The sequence below is a fragment of the Janthinobacterium sp. GW823-FHT03B06 genome, assembly GCF_058796955.1.
Genome location: NZ_JBXAJE010000007.1, coordinates 269704 through 288690, shown reverse-complemented (window position 1 = coordinate 288690; position 18987 = coordinate 269704). Strand labels below are relative to the sequence as shown.

Here is an 18987-nt window from a genome sequence, read left to right as displayed (position 1 = left end):
CGGTTCTAACATGAAAAAGTTTTTCGATTTCACTCTGTCGCTGACCGCGCTCATCATGCTGCTACCACCGATTATCCTGGTCGCGCTACTGGTCAAAGTAACCTCACCCGGTCCGGTGCTGTACTGGTCAGACCGTGTTGGGCGGCATAATCGTATTTTCCGCATGCCGAAATTCCGCACAATGCGCACGGGAACCCCCGCCGTAGCGACCCATTTGCTAACCGACCCGAAACAATTCCTGACCCCGGCAGGTTCCTTTCTGCGCAAATCCAGCCTGGACGAGTTACCTCAGTTGTGGAGCATTCTCTGCGGCGACATGAGTTTCGTGGGCCCGCGTCCAGCGCTGTTCAATCAGCAAGACCTCATCGAACTGCGCACCGAGCAGGGCGTCAGCACAATCTTGCCGGGCTTGACCGGCCTGGCTCAGGTCAGCGGACGTGATGAATTGGCAATCCCTGAAAAAGTCAGGCTCGATGCCGAGTATATGCAACGGCAATCTCTTTTCTTCGACATAAAGATTATCTTCCTGACCTTCCTCAAGGTCGTGCGCAGAGATGGCGTAACGCACTAAGTAATCGCCAGGAAATTATTGTGAATTTATGACAAACAGAACCGGATGCTATACAAGGCGCCGACTGCGATGCAGTGCGAGCACTGCTAGCAGTTGGCAACGCAGTAGAGCGCCGGTTATGGAAGTCAGAGATCACAAGAATTTATTGAGGGTTACTTAGATACTAACTTTATCTTGATGTGGTTCCTGCCGTCATATTGTTGAGCGGGCATCATAAACAATACCACTACTCAACAACACCATCACGCTAGAATAGTGAAATGAAATCCTTTCTTGATATATCGCGTTTCCATAAACAAATGATAGCGGCAACGGCTGATTTATTTCTTTTACCGTTGACATTCGCCCTTGCCATTCTTCTGCGATATGACGTCGTCGATTCCAATTTATTCCGCCAATATTTGTGGCTTATCCTGGCAACGCCACTCATTTCGATTCCCATTTTTATCCGGCTTGGTTTGTATCGCGCCGTCATACGCTTCATTGACCAAAAAATCGTCTACGTCATTTTATTGGGCGTGACGATTTCGGTGGCGCTGCTGGTCGCCTTGGGTGCATTCCTGACACATATGCAAGGGCTTTCCCGCGGGGTTTTTGGTATTTACTGGGTCAGTGCAATTACCTATGTGGTGGCAAGCAGATTTCTGGCGCGCGGCTTCCTGCTGCAAGCCAATGCAGAACACAAGGCCGTCCGGGTTGCAATCTACGGCGCGGGCAAGGCAGGAACACAGCTAGCCACAGCCTTGCGCGCCGGACACGAGTATCAGCCGCTGGCCTTTATCGACGACATGAAGGAACTCAGAGGCACGACCATGGCCGGGATCAAGGTGCACGCCCCATCGGACTTGGCGGAGCTGATAGCCAAGCGAAATATCAGTGAAGTGCTGCTCGCCATGCCGTCGTTGACGAAAAGTCAGAAAAAACGCATTCTCGACAAGCTCGAAGTGTTCAAGGTAAAGATCAAGGTAACTCCACCGGTCGAAAGCCTGGTCAGCGGCGAGCAACGCCTGCAAGATGTCCGCGACATTGAAATCGAAGACTTGCTGGGCCGTGATCAGGTAGCGCCGGACTTGAATCTGGTTGCAAGCTGCATCACCGGCAAGTCTGTGATGGTGACCGGTGCCGGCGGCTCGATTGGCTCCGAACTGTGCCGCCAGATCATTCGGCTGCAACCTTCCAGACTCATTCTTCTGGAAATGTCTGAATTTGCGCTGTACTCGATCAAGCAGGAGCTGAAGGGATTTAAACACGCGCATGGGCAAGAGCTAGAACTGCTGCCCTTCCTGGGTTCTGTGCTGGACACGGAGAAGTGCACGATGATCATGCGTACCTTCACGGTGGAAACGGTCTATCATGCGGCCGCCTATAAGCATGTTCCACTGGTGGAGTACAATCCCGTCGAAGGCGTGCGCAACAACGTCTTCGGCACGCTCAGCATTGCGCAGGCGGCAATGGATACAGGGGTCAAATGCTTTGTGCTGATTTCTACCGACAAGGCCGTGCGCCCGACAAATGTGATGGGCTCGACGAAACGCCTGGCTGAACTGATACTGCAGGCTTTCGCACAGGAACGCGGCAAGACGCGCTTTTGCATGGTACGCTTTGGCAACGTGTTGGGCTCGTCCGGCTCGGTCGTCCCCCTCTTTCGCAAACAGATCATGGCCGGTGGTCCCATCACACTGACGCACCCCGAAATTACGCGCTATTTCATGACCATTCCCGAGGCCGCGCAACTGGTGCTGCAGGCCGGCGCAATGGGCGAAGGCGGCGATGTTTTCGTGCTCGACATGGGGGCGCCGGTGAAGATCATGGATCTGGCCGAACGCATGGTGCATCTGAGCGGGCTGGAAGTAAAGAGCAAGTCGGCCCCGGACGGCATCGAAATCGAACATGTCGGGTTGCGCCCCGGCGAGAAGCTATACGAAGAACTGCTCATCGGCGACAATGTCGAGGGGACAGAACACCCGCTGATCATGCGCGCGCAGGAATCCGAGATACCGCACGCTGAATTACAGCTGCTGCTGGCTGAGCTCGACGACGCCTGCAAGCGCTTCGCCTATGAGGATGTGCGGACCGTATTGTTGAAAGCAGTGAAAGAATACACGCCACAATGCGGCATTGAAGACTTGATCTGGTCCGAAAAAAACAAGGCACTGGCATTACGCGGATGATGCCGGCAGCCAGGAAAAGACCGCAAGGCTGACAAAACACAACTGTCGGCAGGTCTTTCCTTGTACATATTATTCATCTATACATAATTTGAGAAATCACATGAAAAAGCAGGAAGAGTTCACCCAACACAACACAGAATACGACGAAGGTCTGATTTCCCTGACCGATCTCCTGAGTACACTGTGGCATGCGCGTCGCATGATTACTGGAATCACCGTGGCCTGTATCGCACTGGGGCTGGGTAGTACACTGTTTTTTGCCAAGTACAAAAGTGAGGGCTTTCTGCAATTTGGCGGGCCCATCCCCTTGCCAGCAGAAAAAATGACAAAGATGAAAGACGTCAAGGAAGCCGCCACCGGCATTCAACTCAGTGACTACAAGCGCTATTCGGCAGCCTTTGGCAGCCGTGGCCGCTTCGACGACTATGTGCGCGCCACCAAACTCGATAACACTCCCAGCATTGCCAGTCTGCGCGCCAACATCACCAGTGAAAAGAGCCTGAACACCATCATCGTGCCAATTTTCCCTTTCACCAAACTCGATGCCAAAGATTTAATGGAGCAGCCCAAGGAAAGCAGCAACAATGTGATCGGTTTTCGCATCAGTTACGAAGCCAGCACGCCAGAAGAGGCGCAACGTATCGTGGCCCTGCTGGGGCGCTACACGGTCGACACGATTGTCTACCTGATCTATACCGATGCACTGCGCTTCAAGCATCTGGAAATTACCGCCAAAATCACCAAGCTCGACAATGACATCATTGGCAGCAAGGAGAAACTTGCAGAATACGGCAGGCGCATCAGCAACCTCAAGCAGATAGTTTCCCGCTACCCGAAGTCCGAGGTGCAGGCAGCATCTCAAGTCGTCACCGTAACGGATGAGAACTCACGCTACCTGTCACCAGTGACGCAACTGATGAGTGCCGAAATCGAGGCCAGTGCGGCGGAAGAAGCCATTTACCAGGCCAAACGAGAACAGCAACAATATCTGTTGCTGCGTGACTATTACGATCTCGCCAAGGCTGAGCTCGACGCCAACAAATCCGGCGAAGCCGTACTGCGCGCATTGGAAGCCAGCAAAGAACGCGCATTCAAGAACAAAAACCTGAATGACGAACTGGTCAAAGAGGTATACAACAAAATTACGGTCGACAATCAAAATTCGATCAATCTTTACCTGGAAAAGAGCCGCTTTATCGCCGGCCCGAGCTTGCCGGAGAACCGCACTACCCGTCTCTCGACAGCGCTGGTTGCGAGTGCCTTGCTTGGCTTCGTGCTTGCCTGCCTGATTGCGCTCTCGCGTAAATGGTGGGTTGCAAATCGCACGCAATTAAGCAACTAAGAATACGCTCTCGGCAGGGCAGGATTCATCTGCCGAGACATCAAGTCACGGGTCACGAACTGGCAGACAACCGCCTTCATAGCCTCATCCGCGCATACGCTGGCAGCGTATGCGCCCTCCCTGCTTCAATACCACGCACGATACAATGCAAAACGCGCCATCGTCCGGCATGAAAATAGCCGGTACGATGGCGCGCATGGCGATGGCGTCGCCAGGGAATCCATACGCCGCCACTGTCCTCAATAAAAAGTGGCGCCGCAAGGATCTCCGGCAAATGCATGGCAAGACGGCAGACGCTGCATCCTGATACTGCTCCTTATTGCTTCAACAAACCACCCAGCAATGCCGCCACTTTCTGCTTCGGCTTGACTGCGGCAGGCGCCATGCTGGCGGCAGCCGGGGCTGCGGCCTTGGCCGGCTCATATGGCTTGAGGAACCAGGGATCAGCCTTTTCGCGGCGTGCGCCGGGACCAAAAGCGGGACGCGCACCGCGCTCGGCGGAGCGGCTGTCGCGGCTGTCGCCGGCATGGCGGCTCTCGGGGGCACGCGCGGGGCGTGCCTCGCCACCTTCGCTGCGGCGCGGCGGACGGCGCTCGCTGTCGCCGCTGCGGGCGGGAGCAGGGTTGAAGCCCGTCAATTCGCCGCGCTTGATGCTTTGCTTGATGAGTTTCTCGATATCGGCCAGCAAGCGCTCGTCCTTATCCGAGTAGATCGAAATGGCGTCGCCCGAGGCGCCGGCGCGGCCCGTGCGGCCGATGCGGTGCACATAGTCTTCCGCGTTGTACGGCAAGTCGAAGTTGATGACGCAAGGCAGGTCGGAAATATCCAGGCCGCGCGCCGCCACGTCGGTCGCCACCAGCACGTCGATCTCGCCCTTCTTGAACGCCTCCAGCGCCGCCATGCGTTCCTGCTGGCTCTTGTCGCCGTGAATCGCCGTGGCGCTCATGCCTTCCTGTTCCAGCACGCGGGCCAGGCGCGAAGCGCCGATCTTGGTGTTCGAGAATACGATGACCTGCTTCAAGTCGCGCTGGCGCAGCAGATGGGCGACCAGGGCATGCTTCTGGTCTTCCGTCACCTTGTAGACCACTTGTGTGACCTTGTCGGCCGTCTGGTTGCTGCGCGCCACTTCGATCGTCAGCGGATCGTTGAGGAAGGTGGCGGCCAGTTTCTTGATTTCTGGCGAGAACGTGGCCGAGAACATCAGGTTCTGGCGCTGTTTCGGCAACAAGTTGATGATGCGCTGCAAGTCCGGCAGGAAACCCATGTCCAGCATGCGGTCGGCCTCATCCATGACCAGCATCTGCACCTGGCTCAGGCTGATGTTCTTTTGCTCGATATGGTCGAGCAAGCGGCCCGGCGTGGCGATGACGATTTCCACGCCGCCGCGCAGGATGACGGTTTGCGGCTTCATATCCATGCCGCCGAAGACGACGGTCGAGCGCAGCGGCGTGTGCTTGGCGTAGGCCTTGACGTTCTCGGCCACCTGCACCGCCAACTCACGCGTCGGCGTGAGGATCAGCGCGCGCACCGGGTGGCGCGCCGGCGACATGCTGCTGCTGGCGTGCGCCATCAGCAACTGGATGATCGGCAAGGAAAAACCGGCCGTCTTGCCGGTGCCCGTTTGCGCGGCGCCCATCACATCGCGGCCTTGCAGCACCACGGGGATCGCTTGTTCCTGGATCGGTGTCGGATGGGTGTAACCCTGGTCGGTCAATGCGCGCTGGATTTCAGGCGCGAGGCCAAAGTCGGCAAAGGTCAGGCTGGGAGCAGCGGATGCGGCAGGTGCAGGCGCAGCGGCGGCGGGCGCCGCTTCAGGGGCAATCGCCGGGCTGGGCTTAGGAGTCGATTCGGTTTCAGACATAAATTTTCTGGTGTGCCTCCGCACTGCGGAAGCCATGCTTTCTCAATAAACAACATTTCGGGGCACAGGCAGCTCCGTCTTGCAAGCCATGGATCATTGTTCTTGCGGCACCTCCGTGCTCCGGGACATGCTGTAGGGCGTATGCGGGAGCGTCGAAGAGATGTGCTGCGATGGCGGCGGAGATCGCGCCGGCGGAACATCGCGCGCAGAAGATACAATATCAGTGCTGTAAACGATACCCTAATTCACCGCAACTGTACACGGAAACCGTGATTTTTGAGCAAAAAGCGTTCCAGCAATAGACCTCCGGGATGCCGTATCATGCCGGCTCCGATGCCAACGCCGATGCCAGCTCCGCCGTCCCCTGCCCTTACCATGCCCACCCCGCCTTTATCCCACGATCCGCAACCGCAGCCGCCCAGCAAACCGGGCAACGACGAGTGCTGCCACAGCGGCTGCACCTTTTGCGTACTGGAAATGTACCAGGAGGACCTGGCCGCCTACGAAGCAGCCCTGAGGGCGTGGAAACAGCGCCAGCAAGCCGCTGCCGCGCCCGCTGCCCAGAGCGTCAGGAAGCCGCGCAAGCGCGCTTAACTTAATTCAATTAAAAGCTTTCCCACTCATCCACTGGTGCCGTGCGGCGCGCCGTGCTGGCCAGTTGACGAGGCGCAACTGCCGGCGTCACGGCTGCCGACGCCTTGACAGCCTTGACAGGCGCACGCGGCCGGTTTGCGGCGGCGCTGGCCGCATCGAGCTTGAAGATGCTGACTACGGCGCTCAGGCTGGCGGCCTGCTCCTGCATCGACTCGGCCGCCGCGGCAGCCTCTTCCACCAGGGCCGCATTTTGCTGCGTCACCTGGTCCATCTGGGTGATGGCCTGGTTAACCTGCTCGATACCGGCGCTCTGCTCGCTGCTGGCGGCCGTGATCTCGCTCATGATGTCCGTCACGCGGGTGATGCTGGCAACGATGTCATCCATCGTGCGGCCCGCCTGGTCCACCAGTTTCGAGCCCGCCTCGACTTTCTCGACCGAATCGCCGATCAGGACCTTGATATCCTTGGCCGCTGCGGCCGAGCGTTGCGCCAGGTTGCGCACTTCCGTGGCGACGACGGCAAAGCCGCGCCCCTGCTCGCCTGCGCGCGCCGCCTCGACGGCCGCATTCAGGGCCAGGATATTAGTCTGGAAAGCAATCCCGTCGATGACGGCGATGATGTCGACGATCTTGCGCGACGAGGCATTGATCGACGCCATCGTACCCACCACTTCGCTGACCACCTTGCCGCCCTCGATGGCGATGCTCGACGAGGTCTGCGCCATGGTGTTGGCCTGGCGCGCATTGTCCGCGTTCTGCTTCACGGTCGAGGTCAGCTCTTCCATCGACGAAGCCGTTTCTTCCAGCGAACTGGCCTGCTCTTCCGTGCGCGACGACAGATCCTGGTTGCCGGCGGCGATCTGGCTCGACGCCGTGGCGATGGTATCGGTGCCGCCGCGTACCTGGCCCACCAGGTTTTGCAGGCTGGCATTCATGTCTTTCAGGGCTTGCATCAATTGTCCCGTTTCGTCTTGCGATCGCACAACGATATGTGCCGTCAAGTCGCCAGCCGCCACCCGGCGCGCCACGCCGACGGCCTCGATCAGCGGACGCGCCACGCTGCGCGCCACCCACAGCGCCAGCAGCATGCCGATGATGACGATGCCCGCCACCAAGCCGATCAGGCTGGCGCGCGAGGCCGCATAGGTTGCGTCCGCGCCGGCGCTCGAGCGCACGCCGCCGTCCGTGTTAATCGCCACCAGTTTATCGAGCGCCGCCATCATGTCCGTCATCACCTGGGCCGACGGTCCCACGGCCAGCGCGCGCGCCTCTTCCTTTTTCATCTCGCGCGACAGGCTCAGCATGGTTGCATGCAGGCGCATGAATTCATCGTTGAGCGCCAGGAAGCGCTCGAACACTTCCTTCTCGCCCGGTTCGGAAATCAGGCCGCGGTACTTGTCGGCATCGGCCTTCAGCCTGGCCTGGGTTTCCGTCATGCGCGTTTCGTTCTGCGCCATGTCGGCATCCTGCGCGGCCAGCATGTGCGCCAGTTCCCAGCGGCGGAAATCGCTGACATCGCTGCGCATGGACATGGCCGCCAGCACGCTGGGCATCCAGTTGTCGGACAGGTCCGTCGACGCGGTATTGATGCGCGCCATGGAAAAGATCGCCGACACGCCCAGCGCGGCCGTCAGCAGCAGCACGGCGCCAAACGACAAGATCAGCTTGGTGGCAATTTTCAGATCAAAAAACCATTTCATGCGTTGCGTTCCTTCATTAACAGGTAAACGGGACAAGACAGGCGCGCACCAACACGGCGCAGGTAATGCGGCGGCTCATACCGAAACGCCGGTTAAATTTCCGTAAGGCAACATTTTATCACCGACGCACTGCAACGCAGAGTGGTTTGATCGCGGCATGCGGCCAAAGTTCAGGTGTAGCGGGCAGCGCGCCGCATTTTTGTCCAAACACGGTTGTTTCCAAACGGGAAAATGAAGAGCGGGCGTAGGAGTTGGATGACACGGGGCAATGTTCCTAGCCTACATAAGCACGTCGGCTCATCCGATGCCCGTCATTGCCCCCTGGTTCTATAGTGGATACAAGATTCAGCACAACGCTAGCAAGCCAGAAAAGCAGCGCCATCCAACAAAATCAGAAGACGAGGCCCTACCATGTACAAAGCTTATAGCAACCTGACACCAGCAACGAATAGCCACGCAGCCGCCCAGCACAACTGGCAAGCCGCTCCGGCCACACCCATGATCAGCATCACGGGCGCCCAACAGAACGAATTGCTGCGCGCCTTGTCGCGCGCCGATCTGGAGCGCCTGTTTTGCCAGCTGGAATTGGTCGCTTTGCCTGCCGGCAAGCACCTGTTCGATTGCGGCGGCAAGATTGAATACACGTACTTCCCCACCAACGCCATCGTTTCCCTGCTGTATGTGATGGAAGACGGCGCCACCACCGAGATCGCCGTCATCGGCCGCGAAGGCGTGGCTGGCGTGGTGTTGTACGAAGCCGAGCGCGCCACCTGCACCGCCATCGTGCAGACGGCAGGCTACGGCTACCGCCTGAAAACCGCCTTCCTGCGCGAAGTGTTCAATGAAGGCGGCGCGCTGGCGCAATTGCTGATGCGCTACACCAGCGCCATGTTTGCGCAAATGGCGCAGAACGTGGTGGGCGGCCGTCATTGCAGCATCGAACAAAAACTGTGCCGCTGGCTGCTGGACCGCCTCGACCGTTCCCTGTCGAACGAACTGAAGGTCACGCAAGACACCATGGCCAACATGCTGGGCGTGCGCCGCGAAAGCGTCACCGTCACGGCGCGCAAGCTGCAGGACGAAGGCCTGATCCAGTACCGTCGCGGCACGGTCGAAGTGCTCGACCGCGAAGGCCTGGAAGCGGCCGCCGGCAATTGCTATAAAGCCGCACGCGCCGGTTTCGAACAATTCCGCAGCGGCATCAGCGCACACAATTAAGCCACGTCGCAAGCTGATGCGGCAGGAAAGCAACACCTTGTACCACCATTTGCCACTTCGTCTTGCTTGGCAACAATCCAGCCTCTATTATTCTCGTTGAAATTACCCAATAGAAACTTTAGTTTCAATTGGGTAATTTATCGCGTACATAATTAGACCAACGACTGGAGTCAGTAAGCATGAAACAGCAATACCTGATCGCCGCCCTACTGGCAGGCATGTTCTGCGCAAGCCAAGCCCAGGCAGAAATCGCCATCGCCGCCGACCTGGGTACGACTGGCGTCGGCGCCCACCTGAGCGTGCCGCTGCAATCGAATCTGAATGCCCGTTTTGGCGTCGGCTTCCTGAATTACTCCTACGACTCCAGCACCGAAGACGTCGACTACAAGCTGAAACTCAAACTGCGCACCTTCGACGCCTTGCTCGACTACTTCCCCATGGACGGCGCCTTCCGCGTCAGCGCCGGCGTCGTGTACAACGGCAATAAAATCGATGCCAAAGGCAAGCCGAACAAAAGCGGCAGCTACACATTGAACGGCAACACCTATACGGCGGCCAGCGCTGGCCAGCTGGACGGCACCATCGATTTCCGCAAGGTCGCCCCCTACATCGGCATCGGCTGGGGCAACCCGGTGAAAGAGGCAGGCTGGAGCATTTCCAGCGACATCGGCGTATTGTTCCAGGGTTCGCCGAAAACCTCGCTGCACAATACCGGCTGCGACCCGCTGGTCTGTGCCGCCCTGAAAACGGACGTTGCCGCTGAAAACGAAAAACTGTCCGACAAGGTCAAGGATTTCAAGGCATATCCAGTGCTGCGCATCAGTGCCAGCTACCGCTTCTAAGCTGAGGCCAACCCGCCTGGCATGATATCGAGGCACGCTGCGGCGTGCCTTTTGCATATTCCGTGTTCTTGAAACGCCGCAGGCCAAGCATTGCGACAAGGGCGCATAACTGGCACTTCGAACCGCACAGGCCACATAAACAACCACCTGCCGGCACGGCATTCCCGATTGCGTCTCCCCGTCTGCACTGTTGCATACCCCGCCAGCAAACACCTAGCCGGTACAATATTGCCATATACCCCTACCTGGCGTCCTGCGGCGCATTGCGCCGGCACTATGAAAGAATAAATGGAAGACATTAATTGCGAAGGCTTGCCGCACATCCGCGTACTGGCAGGCGAAAACACCAGCGGTCCCGTGTATGAAACCCTGCCCGCGCGCCAGATCGACGAACACGTCTACGAACTGCTGGCCTCGCCCGGCCTGACCCTGAACCTGGCGCGCGGCGACATCGTCAACATCGCCAACCCGCTCGCCCCCGCCGAAGTCTTAAAGCGCGGTGGCAACTTCTGCATCCAGATCTACGCCGACGATGTGCCGCAAGCAGCAGTGGACCAGCTCGAACGCGACGTGCAAAGCCAGCTGGGCGGCACCATGGACGGCCAGTACAAGGGCAACCTCACCTTCAGCGTGCCGGGACACCACGGCATCTACAATGTCAACGGCCCCTTCGACGCCTTCCGCACGGCGACGGGCGTGGAATGGTACTTCGCCAACATCTACGTCAACCTTGATGACGACGATGATGAAACCTTGCTCAACTGGTGGGTGGATATGTAAGGTTGCTGACGTGACACACGGGGACCTGACCTACGTCAATGCTCCGTATTGCTCTGGCCCACATCAAGATGCTAACCCACGCCTTGCGTACGCTCTCTCTATCGTCGGCCACAGAGAGAAACGCTATGCCTTACAAAAAGGCGGTATCGCGAAAGGTACAGTGATTGCCACCTTCGTCAACGGCCGCTATCAGAGTCTGCGGCAGGGCAATCATGCGGCGCTGTTCATCCGCCAGGTGCCTGGCGGCATAGAAATTTTCGACCAGTGGCGTAACCACAAGCCCAGCGCCCGCGTGATCTACTTCGGCCGTTCGGCGGCGGGGGCATCGAATCGTCCCGAACGCTATTCGGTAGTGGAATGAAGCCGCTCGCACTGTTGGTATTGGCCATCGCTGCCGCAGCGATGCGGCCAGCTGCCGCGGCCCCCATTGCATCCGTGTCTTGCCCGCAAGCGCCTCCCTCAAGCTGGAACCTGCCAGCCGCCAGGCTCGACAGCGTACGCGTGCTGTCCTATCCGGCGGATCAGCCGCCAGCAGCTGGCGAAGCGTTGCCTATCCTGGCCCCGGACAAGGAATGGACACGCAACGGCACCTTGCATCAACGCTGGGACATCAATTTTGATGCACCCGAGTATCTGTTTCAGGTGGACTGCCTGTATGCCGGTACCGAACGCTACCTGCGCATGGCTTTGCCGGGCGTCATACAGTGCGTTGCAGCCATTACACAGCAAACGAAAATAGTCAGTTTTCAGTGCAAATAGTGCGCTCAATACCACTCCTCAAGCCACTCCCCCGCAATTGCGTCAAACATGCAAAAATCCATTCAGAAATGACTGCTAAGCAAGGTCAGCAAGCGGCAAGCGCGTTCGATGTGCGGCAGCCCTACGATTGACATATCTCAAGGTAGCGTCCCAGCACCTTGTCCATGCCCTGCTCGATACACTCAACCACCAGCGCGTGGCCGATCGACACTTCCAGGATGCCGGGAATGTCCAGGAAGCGCGCCAGGTTGTGCAAATCGAGGTCGTGCCCCGCATTCACGCCCAGCCCCAGCGCCTGCGCCCGCTGCGCCGCCTGCAGATAGGTATCGAATACGGCATCGCCGTGCCCGCAGCTATAACTCTCGGCAAACCGTTCCGTGTACAGTTCGACCCGCGCCGCGCCCACCTCGCGCGCCCATTCCAGCGCCGGATAGTCGGCATCGACGAACAGGCTGACGCGGATGCCCAGGTCGTTCAATTCCGCAATGACGGGACGCAACAGCGCCGCATGCCGTTCGATGTCCCAGCCGTGATCGGACGTCAGCTGGCCCGGCATATCGGGCACCAGGGTGCATTGCGCCGGGCGCGCGTCTTTCACGACCTGCAGAAATTCCGCCGCCGGATAGCCCTCCACGTTGAGTTCGCGTCCCCGTTCCGCGCACAGGCGCTGCAACGGGGCAACATCATCGTAGCGCGCATGGCGCTGGTCCGGGCGCGGGTGCAGGGTAATGCCGGCGGCGCCCAGGTCGAGAAAGCGCGCGGAAAACGCGAGCAGGTCCGGGAAATTGCGGCCGCGCGAATTGCGCAGCAGGGCGATTTTATTGACGTTGACGGAGAGCTGGGTCATGAAAGGAATGAAGTGAAAGTGACGGGTCTGGCAGCGATTGTAGCGGATCGCCCGCGCAGGGCACGGCCAACCGAACTCAGCGCTACGTGCTACGATGCAAGACAAGTTCCACGCTTTCAATACATACCATGACCTACCAGCTATTCCTGTTTGACCTGGACGATACCCTGCTCGACTTCCGCGCGTCCGAAAAACGCTCCTTCCTGCACACCATGCATGAACTGGGCTTGCGCGACGGCATCGACGGGCTGTTTACCCAATACCAGGCGATCAACGTCGACCTGTGGAAACGTTTCGAGACGGGTGAGGTGAGCAAGGATTTCCTGAAGGTGGAACGCTTCCGCAAGACGTTTGCGCTGAACGGCATCGCCATCGACCCGGAACTGGCCAGCCGCCTGTATCTGGAATCGCTGCCGGACACGGTCGTGCTCATCGATGGCGCCAAGCAAGTGTGCGAAACGCTGTCGCGCATTGGCGAAGTGGGCATCATCACCAACGGCGTCGAATCCATCCAGAACCGCCGCATCGCCGCCTCCGGCCTGAGCGACTACATTTCCTTCGTCGCCACCTCCGAAGCGTGCGGCCACGCCAAGCCAGACGTGCGCTTCTTCGAATACGCGGCCAACATGGCGCGCGCATTCAACAAGGAAACGACCATCATCATCGGCGACCGGCTAGACGCCGACATCCTGGGCGCCAACCGCTACGGCATAGCCAGCTGCTGGTTCAACCCGGACGGCATGGCCAACACCTCGGCCGCCATCCCCACCTGTGAAGTCGCCAGCCTGCACGAGATCGCGCCGCTGCTGGGCATGATGCAGGTCAACCTGAAACAGGCTTGATCTTCCACAAGCGCACCATCTGAAATACGCTGGCGGCGGCACGAAAACACGCCGCTGTTCGCGTACCATCAGGGCTCGTCCATTCTGGTACCAGCCCATGCCTTCCTACACCGTCCTGATCGCCATCGCGGCAGTGATCCTGTTCCTTGCCATGCTGGCCACGCGCCAGGCTGCGAAATCTCGCAGGCCGCTGCGTCTGCAAAGAAAACCCGTCATGACAACACGCGAACAGCAGATGTACCACCTGCTGCAAACGGCCTTGCCGGAATGCACGGTGCTGGCGCAAGTGGCGTTTTCCGCACTGGTGACGGCGCAGGGACGGGCAAACAGAAACCGTTTCGACCGCAAGGTGGCCGATTTTGTCCTGTGCAGCCAGCAACTGAACGTCATCGCAGTGATCGAACTCAACGACCGCAGCCACGCCGGCCGCGAACGCCAGGATCAGGAGCGCGACGCCATGCTCAGGCTGGCCGGTTACGTCACCTTGCGCTATGCCAACTTCCCCACCCAGCAGGCGCTGCGCGCCGATGTCGAGCAACTGCTGCTGAAAAAATCCGGCGTCGTATCTGCCTGCTGACACCATCCAGACATCAATCGCGCGTCAGCACTTCCAGCAACTCAATCTCGAAGATCAAATTGGAATGCGGCGGTATCAAACCCACCTGCCGCTCGCCATACGCCAGATGCGCGGGCACCCACAACTTGCGCGTGCCACCGACCTGCATGCCGTGCAAACCCAGAATCCAGCCCTGAATGACCTTGTTATTGCTCAACACGCAGCGGAAAGGCTCACCCCGTTTGTGCGACGAGTCAAACTCCGTCCCATCTTCCAGCCAGCCCCGGTAATGTGCCGTGACCAGCGCGCCACGCGCCGCCGCCTTGCCGTCGCCTACCACGATATCGTCAATCTTCACTTCAGCAGTCATCTCGTTTCATCCTTCGTCAATCGCTATGCCGCGATTGTACGACAGCACGAAAAAAGCCCCGGCAGTCACCTGTCGGGGCTTGTTCTATTGTTGCTCAATTCTGGTGGACCTCCCGTGAATCGAATACGGCATCAATGGATTATGAGACACATGCTCTACCTAAAAAATCAACCAAGAAAATCACCAGAACATAGTTTCCTTAAAATTAATTCTCTACTCGCATACCATTTTCATTGATGGAATTAAGTGTCGCCTCCAGAGAATCGCAGATGCCGCCAATAAATCTTATGGCTCTATCAACAGATCGCTTTTCAAAATTATTATCAGGTTCATAATAATACCTCCCCCGGAAATCAATTAAGTATTCAACAATAGAAGTTTCCTCGTTCGTGAAAACACCTTCCAGCTCCAAAACTCGACAATTAGTTAATATATCACTTATCGGAAGCTCAAACTTAATCAAGATTAGCTCAAGTAAAGCTTCCATTTTTCTCCAAGCCACCTCGAAACTTACACTTACAAATTTATCCCTATCATTGACACGCTCAACAACATCTTTAACTTCTGACTCTGGCACAGTTACCTGCGGAAGCTTACTCAAAGCATTTATCAATGTCTCATTCAATTCATTTGATATCTCTAACACTCTATCAAATTGACTCTTATTTAATATTGCATTATGAGCAATAATGCAGCGATAAATATACAAATCATCCCATCTCTTCTGCAAAAAAGTATCATCACAACTTACCAAGGATGAGAAATATCTATTCCAATTTGATTCAGGCAAGCACGATTTTAATTTCTCTAAATCTTCTGTACTTTCCGCAGCTTTAATTCCACTATACAGTTCCGCAATCCCAGTTTTTGTATATGGCTTAATTAAAAAATGTGCCAAATGAATAAAATCAAGGTTATGAAGTACATTTATTTTAGAGGATCGCTTACCTTTATTTATAACATCATTTATTTCTGGAGGAGAGGTCTCAACAACCCAATCAGTTCCAATTTTAACCAACATAAAATTTGAAATTAATTTCCTCATCAAATTTTCGACCTGATGAATTATGGTATACGCTTTTTTAGAATAGCAAAAAGATATATCATCCCACAATGTTTCCACCTCGGCATTTATTCTTGAAAATAGTCCTCTAATAATTTTTAAAAATTCGGAAAATTTTATCAGATCACCATCAGCATCGCTATCAATTTTGAAAAGTACGTGAAAATAATGCTGATTTCTTCCAGTCACATCTCCATCATGAATCTTGTAATCACAAACAAAACTCTCTTTAAAGTGAATTTTACCTCCGTTAATTACAATTGAGGAATCAACCTGCAAAAATTTATTAAAACTAATAATTGAATCGCAAAAAGTACTTTGCTTATCCATAATAGCCAAATATTCTACACTAACCATATTTCCTCATTTTTTAATTTTCGAAAAATAATCTACACCATAAAAGCAGGGAATCTCTTTACATATTTTTCCAAATGCTCCGCTGAAAAGTGTGCGTATCGGCGAACCATCTGCGCACTCTCCCCCCCAAAAACTCCTGAAGCACATTCAGAGGAGTAACATATTGCACATGCCAACTTGCTCAAGTATGCCTCAAATCATGCCAACGAAAATCATCAATTTCGCAACGTTTCAGCGGTTTATACCAAGGGGTGGCAGGGTCAGGTCCGCCATTCAGACACACAAGGGGTGGCAGGGTCAAAGGGGTGGCAGGGTCAGGTCCGCCATTCAGACACAAGCCCAACCATAGCCGCATTGAACAACGATCATGACCCGTAGCGTGCTCAATTGCCAATACAAGGTCGAACGACTGGCAGACTACGCGATGCCTCTTACCCGTTCCATACCGCCATAAAGATGGAATTGGTGACGAAACCAGCAGCTATCACGCCCAAAAGACCAAACCTTGCGACGATTGTCTCGCGCATAAAAAAATCCCCGGCAGTCACCCGCCGGGGATTTTTTTGCTGCTAATTCTGGTGGGCCTCCCGTGAGTCGAACACGGCACCAACGGATTATGAGTCCGCTGCTCTAACCAAGCATGAGCTAGAGGCCCAAGGGACTGCGGCGTGGCGGCGCTGTTGAAAACCCGCCTCGCGCGGCCGTTTTGGAAACGGACACGCGAGGATAGGGGTATCAGGGGCGTACGTCAAGCCCTATTGGCTTCTAGTTGCCTTCCAAGAAGCTTTTCAGCTTGTCGGAGCGCGATGGGTGGCGCAGCTTGCGCAGCGCCTTGGCTTCGATCTGGCGGATGCGCTCGCGCGTCACGTCGAATTGCTTGCCCACTTCTTCCAGCGTGTGGTCGGTGGACATCTCGATGCCGAAACGCATGCGCAGCACTTTTGCTTCGCGTGGCGTCAGGGAATCGAGCACGTCCTTGACCACGCCCCGCATGGAGGCGTGCAGCGCTGCGTCGGCCGGGGCCAGGGTGTTGTTGTCCTCGATGAAGTCGCCCAGGTGCGAATCGTCGTCGTCGCCGATCGGTGTTTCCATCGAGATCGGTTCCTTGGCGATTTTCATGATCTTGCGGATCTTGTCCTCGGGCATCTCCATCTTGATCGCCAGGGTGGCCGGATCGGGCTCCGCGCCTGTTTCCTGCAGGATCTGGCGCGAGATCCGGTTCATCTTGTTGATCGTCTCGATCATGTGCACGGGAATGCGGATCGTGCGCGCCTGGTCGGCGATCGAGCGCGTGATGGCCTGGCGGATCCACCAAGTCGCATACGTCGAGAACTTGTAGCCGCGGCGGTATTCAAACTTGTCGACGGCCTTCATCAGGCCGATATTGCCTTCCTGGATCAGGTCGAGGAATTGCAGGCCCCGGTTCGTGTATTTCTTGGCGATCGAAATGACCAGGCGTAAGTTGGCCTCCGTCATTTCGCGCTTGGCCTTGCGCGCCTTCATTTCACCGGCCGCCATCTGACGGTTGATGTTGCGCAAGTCCGGCAGCGGCAAGACGACGCGCGCCTGCAGGTCGATCAGGCGCTGCTGCAGTTCCTTGACGGTCGGAATGTTGCGGCCCAGGATGGCGCTGTACGCGTGTCCTGCGTTGACTTCGCCATCGACCCAGTCGAGGTTGGTTTCATTGCCCGGGAAGACCTTGATGAAGTGGGCGCGCGGCATGCCGCAGCGGTTCACGGCCACGTCGAGGATCTGCTTCTCGATATGGCGCACTTCGTCGACCTGGCCGCGCAGGGTGTCGCACAGCTTTTCCACGACCTTGGCCGTGAAGCGGATGCCCAGCAACTCTTGCGAAATGGCTTCCTGCGCCTTGGCGTACGGCTTCGAGTTGTAGCCTTCTTTCTCGAAGGCACGGCGCATCTTGTCGAATTGCTGCGAAATGACGGCGAATTTTTCCAGCGCCGTGCGTTTCAGGGTTTCCAGCTGTTCGGCGGAGAAGCCGGCGGCGCCCGAAGCGCTCGCTTCTTCCTCTTCTTCCTCTTCCTCTTCTTCCGCTTCGCCTTCTTCCTCGTCTTCTTCGACGGGAGCGGAAACGACAGGAGCGGCAGCGACCGGTTCGTTTTCATCGACGAGACCGTCGACGATTTCGTCGATCTTGATCTCTTCGTTGGCGATGCGGTCGGCGGCGGCGATGATCTCGGCGATCGTCACGGGACAGGCGGAAATGGCCTGGATCATGTCTTTCAAGCCATCTTCGATGCGCTTGGCAATCTCGATCTCGCCTTCGCGCGTCAGCAGCTCGACCGAGCCCATCTCGCGCATGTACATGCGCACGGGGTCGGTGGTGCGGCCAAAGTCGGAATCGACGGTCGACAATGCGGCCTCGGCCGCCGCTTCCGCCTCGTCGTCGCTGGTGACGACGGCAACGTTATCGGACAACAACAAGGTTTCCGCATCGGGCGCGTGTTCGTAGACGGCGATGCCCATGTCATTGAAGGTGCCGATGATGCCTTCGATGGCTTCCGGATCGACGATGTTTTCGGGCAAGTGATCGTTGATTTCCGCATACGTGAGGAAACCGCGTTCCTTGCCGAACTTGATCAGGGTCTTGAGTTTCTGGCGCCGGCGCTCGAGTTCTTCCTCGCTCGCTTCCGTGTCGGACGAGAACGCATCCTTCAGCAGCGCGCGCTCTTTCGCCTTGCGGTCCTTGGCCTTGGCCTTGTCGACGGCCTTCAGTTCGGCCCGCTCGACGGCGTTCAGGGCGGCGACTTCATCATTTTCTGGCTGGAATTCTTTTGGCTTGCGGCCGCGGCGGCCTGGCACTTTTACCGACGGCAAGACATAACCGGACGTATCGATGGCCGCCAGGGTAGCGGCGTCGGTGGTCTGGCTGACCACGGGCGCGCTGGTCACGCGCGCTTCTGGCCGGTCGAGCGCCTTTTCGGCTTTCGTGGTAACTTTAGTGGGCTTTGCAGCCGCTTTGGATTCGGGTTTCTTGATTGGCACAGGCGCTTTCGATTACACAACGACTTGCTTTACGGTGGATTAGGATAAAGTTTGCTGCCAGTTCCCTGTCTACCTGCGGGAACCACCATCTTCGAACCTGCCGACTACG

At 56.9% G+C, this 18987-nt stretch carries 17 protein-coding genes, 1 tRNA gene and 1 pseudogene; 11 read left to right on the top strand and 8 right to left on the bottom strand.

Annotation, left to right across the window (positions count from 1 at the left end; translation table 11 throughout):
• The first annotated feature begins 10 nt into the window (after nt 1-10).
• From AC1RBA_RS22465 to AC1RBA_RS22455, 3 genes are all read left to right on the top strand, one after another.
• A complete protein-coding gene (locus AC1RBA_RS22465; protein ID WP_070287808.1) occupies nt 11-571 on the top strand; it encodes a sugar transferase in 561 nt (186 codons plus the stop codon).
• 260 nt (nt 572-831) lie between these two features.
• Entirely contained in the window at nt 832-2742 is a 1911-nt protein-coding gene (locus tag AC1RBA_RS22460) for a polysaccharide biosynthesis protein (RefSeq protein ID WP_070287806.1), read from the top strand.
• Nucleotides 2743-2842: 100 nt separating this feature from the next.
• Entirely contained in the window at nt 2843-4084 is a 1242-nt protein-coding gene (locus AC1RBA_RS22455) for a GumC domain-containing protein (RefSeq protein WP_070287804.1), read from the top strand.
• 316 nt (nt 4085-4400) lie between these two features.
• Here the strand turns inward: AC1RBA_RS22455 and AC1RBA_RS22450 are convergent, their stop codons facing one another.
• Nucleotides 4401-5945 (bottom strand): DEAD/DEAH box helicase, encoded by a 1545-nt coding sequence (locus tag AC1RBA_RS22450; RefSeq protein ID WP_492419874.1) that lies wholly within the window; start codon nt 5943-5945, stop codon nt 4401-4403.
• A 375-nt stretch (nt 5946-6320) separates the two neighbouring features.
• Here AC1RBA_RS22450 and AC1RBA_RS22445 point away from each other — a divergent pair, with 375 nt between their 5' ends.
• Complete coding sequence (locus AC1RBA_RS22445; protein ID WP_492419873.1) at nt 6321-6539, top strand: oxidoreductase-like domain-containing protein; 219 nt, start codon at nt 6321-6323, stop codon at nt 6537-6539.
• A 10-nt stretch (nt 6540-6549) separates the two neighbouring features.
• Here the strand turns inward: AC1RBA_RS22445 and AC1RBA_RS22440 are convergent, their stop codons facing one another.
• Nucleotides 6550-8238 carry a methyl-accepting chemotaxis protein gene (locus AC1RBA_RS22440; protein ID WP_492419872.1) on the bottom strand — a complete coding sequence of 563 codons (1689 nt, stop codon included), beginning with the start codon at nt 8236-8238 and terminating at the stop codon, nt 6550-6552.
• A 498-nt stretch (nt 8239-8736) separates the two neighbouring features.
• On the opposite strand from AC1RBA_RS22440, the gene AC1RBA_RS22435 reads away from it, so the two are divergent.
• From AC1RBA_RS22435 to AC1RBA_RS22415, 5 genes are all read left to right on the top strand, one after another.
• The gene (locus AC1RBA_RS22435) at nt 8737-9456 is read left to right on the top strand and encodes a Crp/Fnr family transcriptional regulator (RefSeq protein WP_035828139.1); all 720 of its coding nucleotides are present in this window, start codon (nt 8737-8739) and stop codon (nt 9454-9456) included.
• A 179-nt stretch (nt 9457-9635) separates the two neighbouring features.
• The gene (locus tag AC1RBA_RS22430; RefSeq protein WP_175444717.1) at nt 9636-10298 is read left to right on the top strand and encodes a hypothetical protein; all 663 of its coding nucleotides are present in this window, start codon (nt 9636-9638) and stop codon (nt 10296-10298) included.
• 288 nt (nt 10299-10586) lie between these two features.
• A complete protein-coding gene (locus AC1RBA_RS22425; RefSeq protein ID WP_492419871.1) occupies nt 10587-11078 on the top strand; it encodes a DUF4265 domain-containing protein in 492 nt (163 codons plus the stop codon).
• Nucleotides 11032-11439: a BPSL0067 family protein gene (locus tag AC1RBA_RS22420; protein WP_492419870.1), complete on the top strand. Its 408-nt coding sequence runs from the start codon at nt 11032-11034 to the stop codon at nt 11437-11439. Before AC1RBA_RS22425 ends, AC1RBA_RS22420 begins: the two co-directional genes overlap by 47 nt.
• Nucleotides 11436-11837, top strand: coding sequence for an STY0301 family protein (locus AC1RBA_RS22415; RefSeq protein ID WP_492419869.1), 402 nt, complete (start codon nt 11436-11438; stop codon nt 11835-11837). Before AC1RBA_RS22420 ends, AC1RBA_RS22415 begins: the two co-directional genes overlap by 4 nt.
• A 121-nt stretch (nt 11838-11958) precedes the next feature.
• On the opposite strand, the gene AC1RBA_RS22410 is transcribed toward AC1RBA_RS22415, so the two are convergent.
• Complete coding sequence (locus AC1RBA_RS22410; protein ID WP_492419868.1) at nt 11959-12684, bottom strand: pyridoxine 5'-phosphate synthase; 726 nt, start codon at nt 12682-12684, stop codon at nt 11959-11961.
• A gap of 128 nt (nt 12685-12812) precedes the next feature.
• Between AC1RBA_RS22410 and AC1RBA_RS22405 the strand changes: the two genes are divergently transcribed.
• Nucleotides 12813-13526 carry a YjjG family noncanonical pyrimidine nucleotidase gene (locus tag AC1RBA_RS22405; RefSeq protein WP_492419867.1) on the top strand — a complete coding sequence of 238 codons (714 nt, stop codon included), beginning with the start codon at nt 12813-12815 and terminating at the stop codon, nt 13524-13526.
• A gap of 97 nt (nt 13527-13623) precedes the next feature.
• A complete protein-coding gene (locus AC1RBA_RS22400; RefSeq protein ID WP_492419866.1) occupies nt 13624-14103 on the top strand; it encodes a DUF2726 domain-containing protein in 480 nt (159 codons plus the stop codon).
• Nucleotides 14104-14116: 13 nt separating this feature from the next.
• Here AC1RBA_RS22400 and AC1RBA_RS22395 read toward each other — a convergent pair whose 3' ends face one another.
• The 5 genes and pseudogenes from AC1RBA_RS22395 to rpoD all read right to left on the bottom strand — a co-directional run bounded on the left by AC1RBA_RS22395 (nt 14117) and on the right by rpoD (nt 18878).
• Complete coding sequence (locus tag AC1RBA_RS22395) at nt 14117-14452, bottom strand: FKBP-type peptidyl-prolyl cis-trans isomerase (RefSeq protein ID WP_070287787.1); 336 nt, start codon at nt 14450-14452, stop codon at nt 14117-14119.
• Nucleotides 14453-14657: 205 nt separating this feature from the next.
• Nucleotides 14658-15872 carry a HEPN domain-containing protein gene (locus tag AC1RBA_RS22390; protein ID WP_139142878.1) on the bottom strand — a complete coding sequence of 405 codons (1215 nt, stop codon included), beginning with the start codon at nt 15870-15872 and terminating at the stop codon, nt 14658-14660.
• Between the two features lie 32 nt (nt 15873-15904).
• Nucleotides 15905-16119 (bottom strand): annotated as a pseudogene (locus AC1RBA_RS22385) (tyrosine-type recombinase/integrase); the annotation flags it as partial.
• Between the two features lie 329 nt (nt 16120-16448).
• A tRNA-Ile gene (locus AC1RBA_RS22380) sits at nt 16449-16527 on the bottom strand.
• 110 nt (nt 16528-16637) lie between these two features.
• Complete coding sequence (gene rpoD / locus AC1RBA_RS22375; RefSeq protein WP_070287785.1) at nt 16638-18878, bottom strand: RNA polymerase sigma factor RpoD; 2241 nt, start codon at nt 18876-18878, stop codon at nt 16638-16640.
• Nucleotides 18879-18987 lie beyond the last annotated feature (109 nt).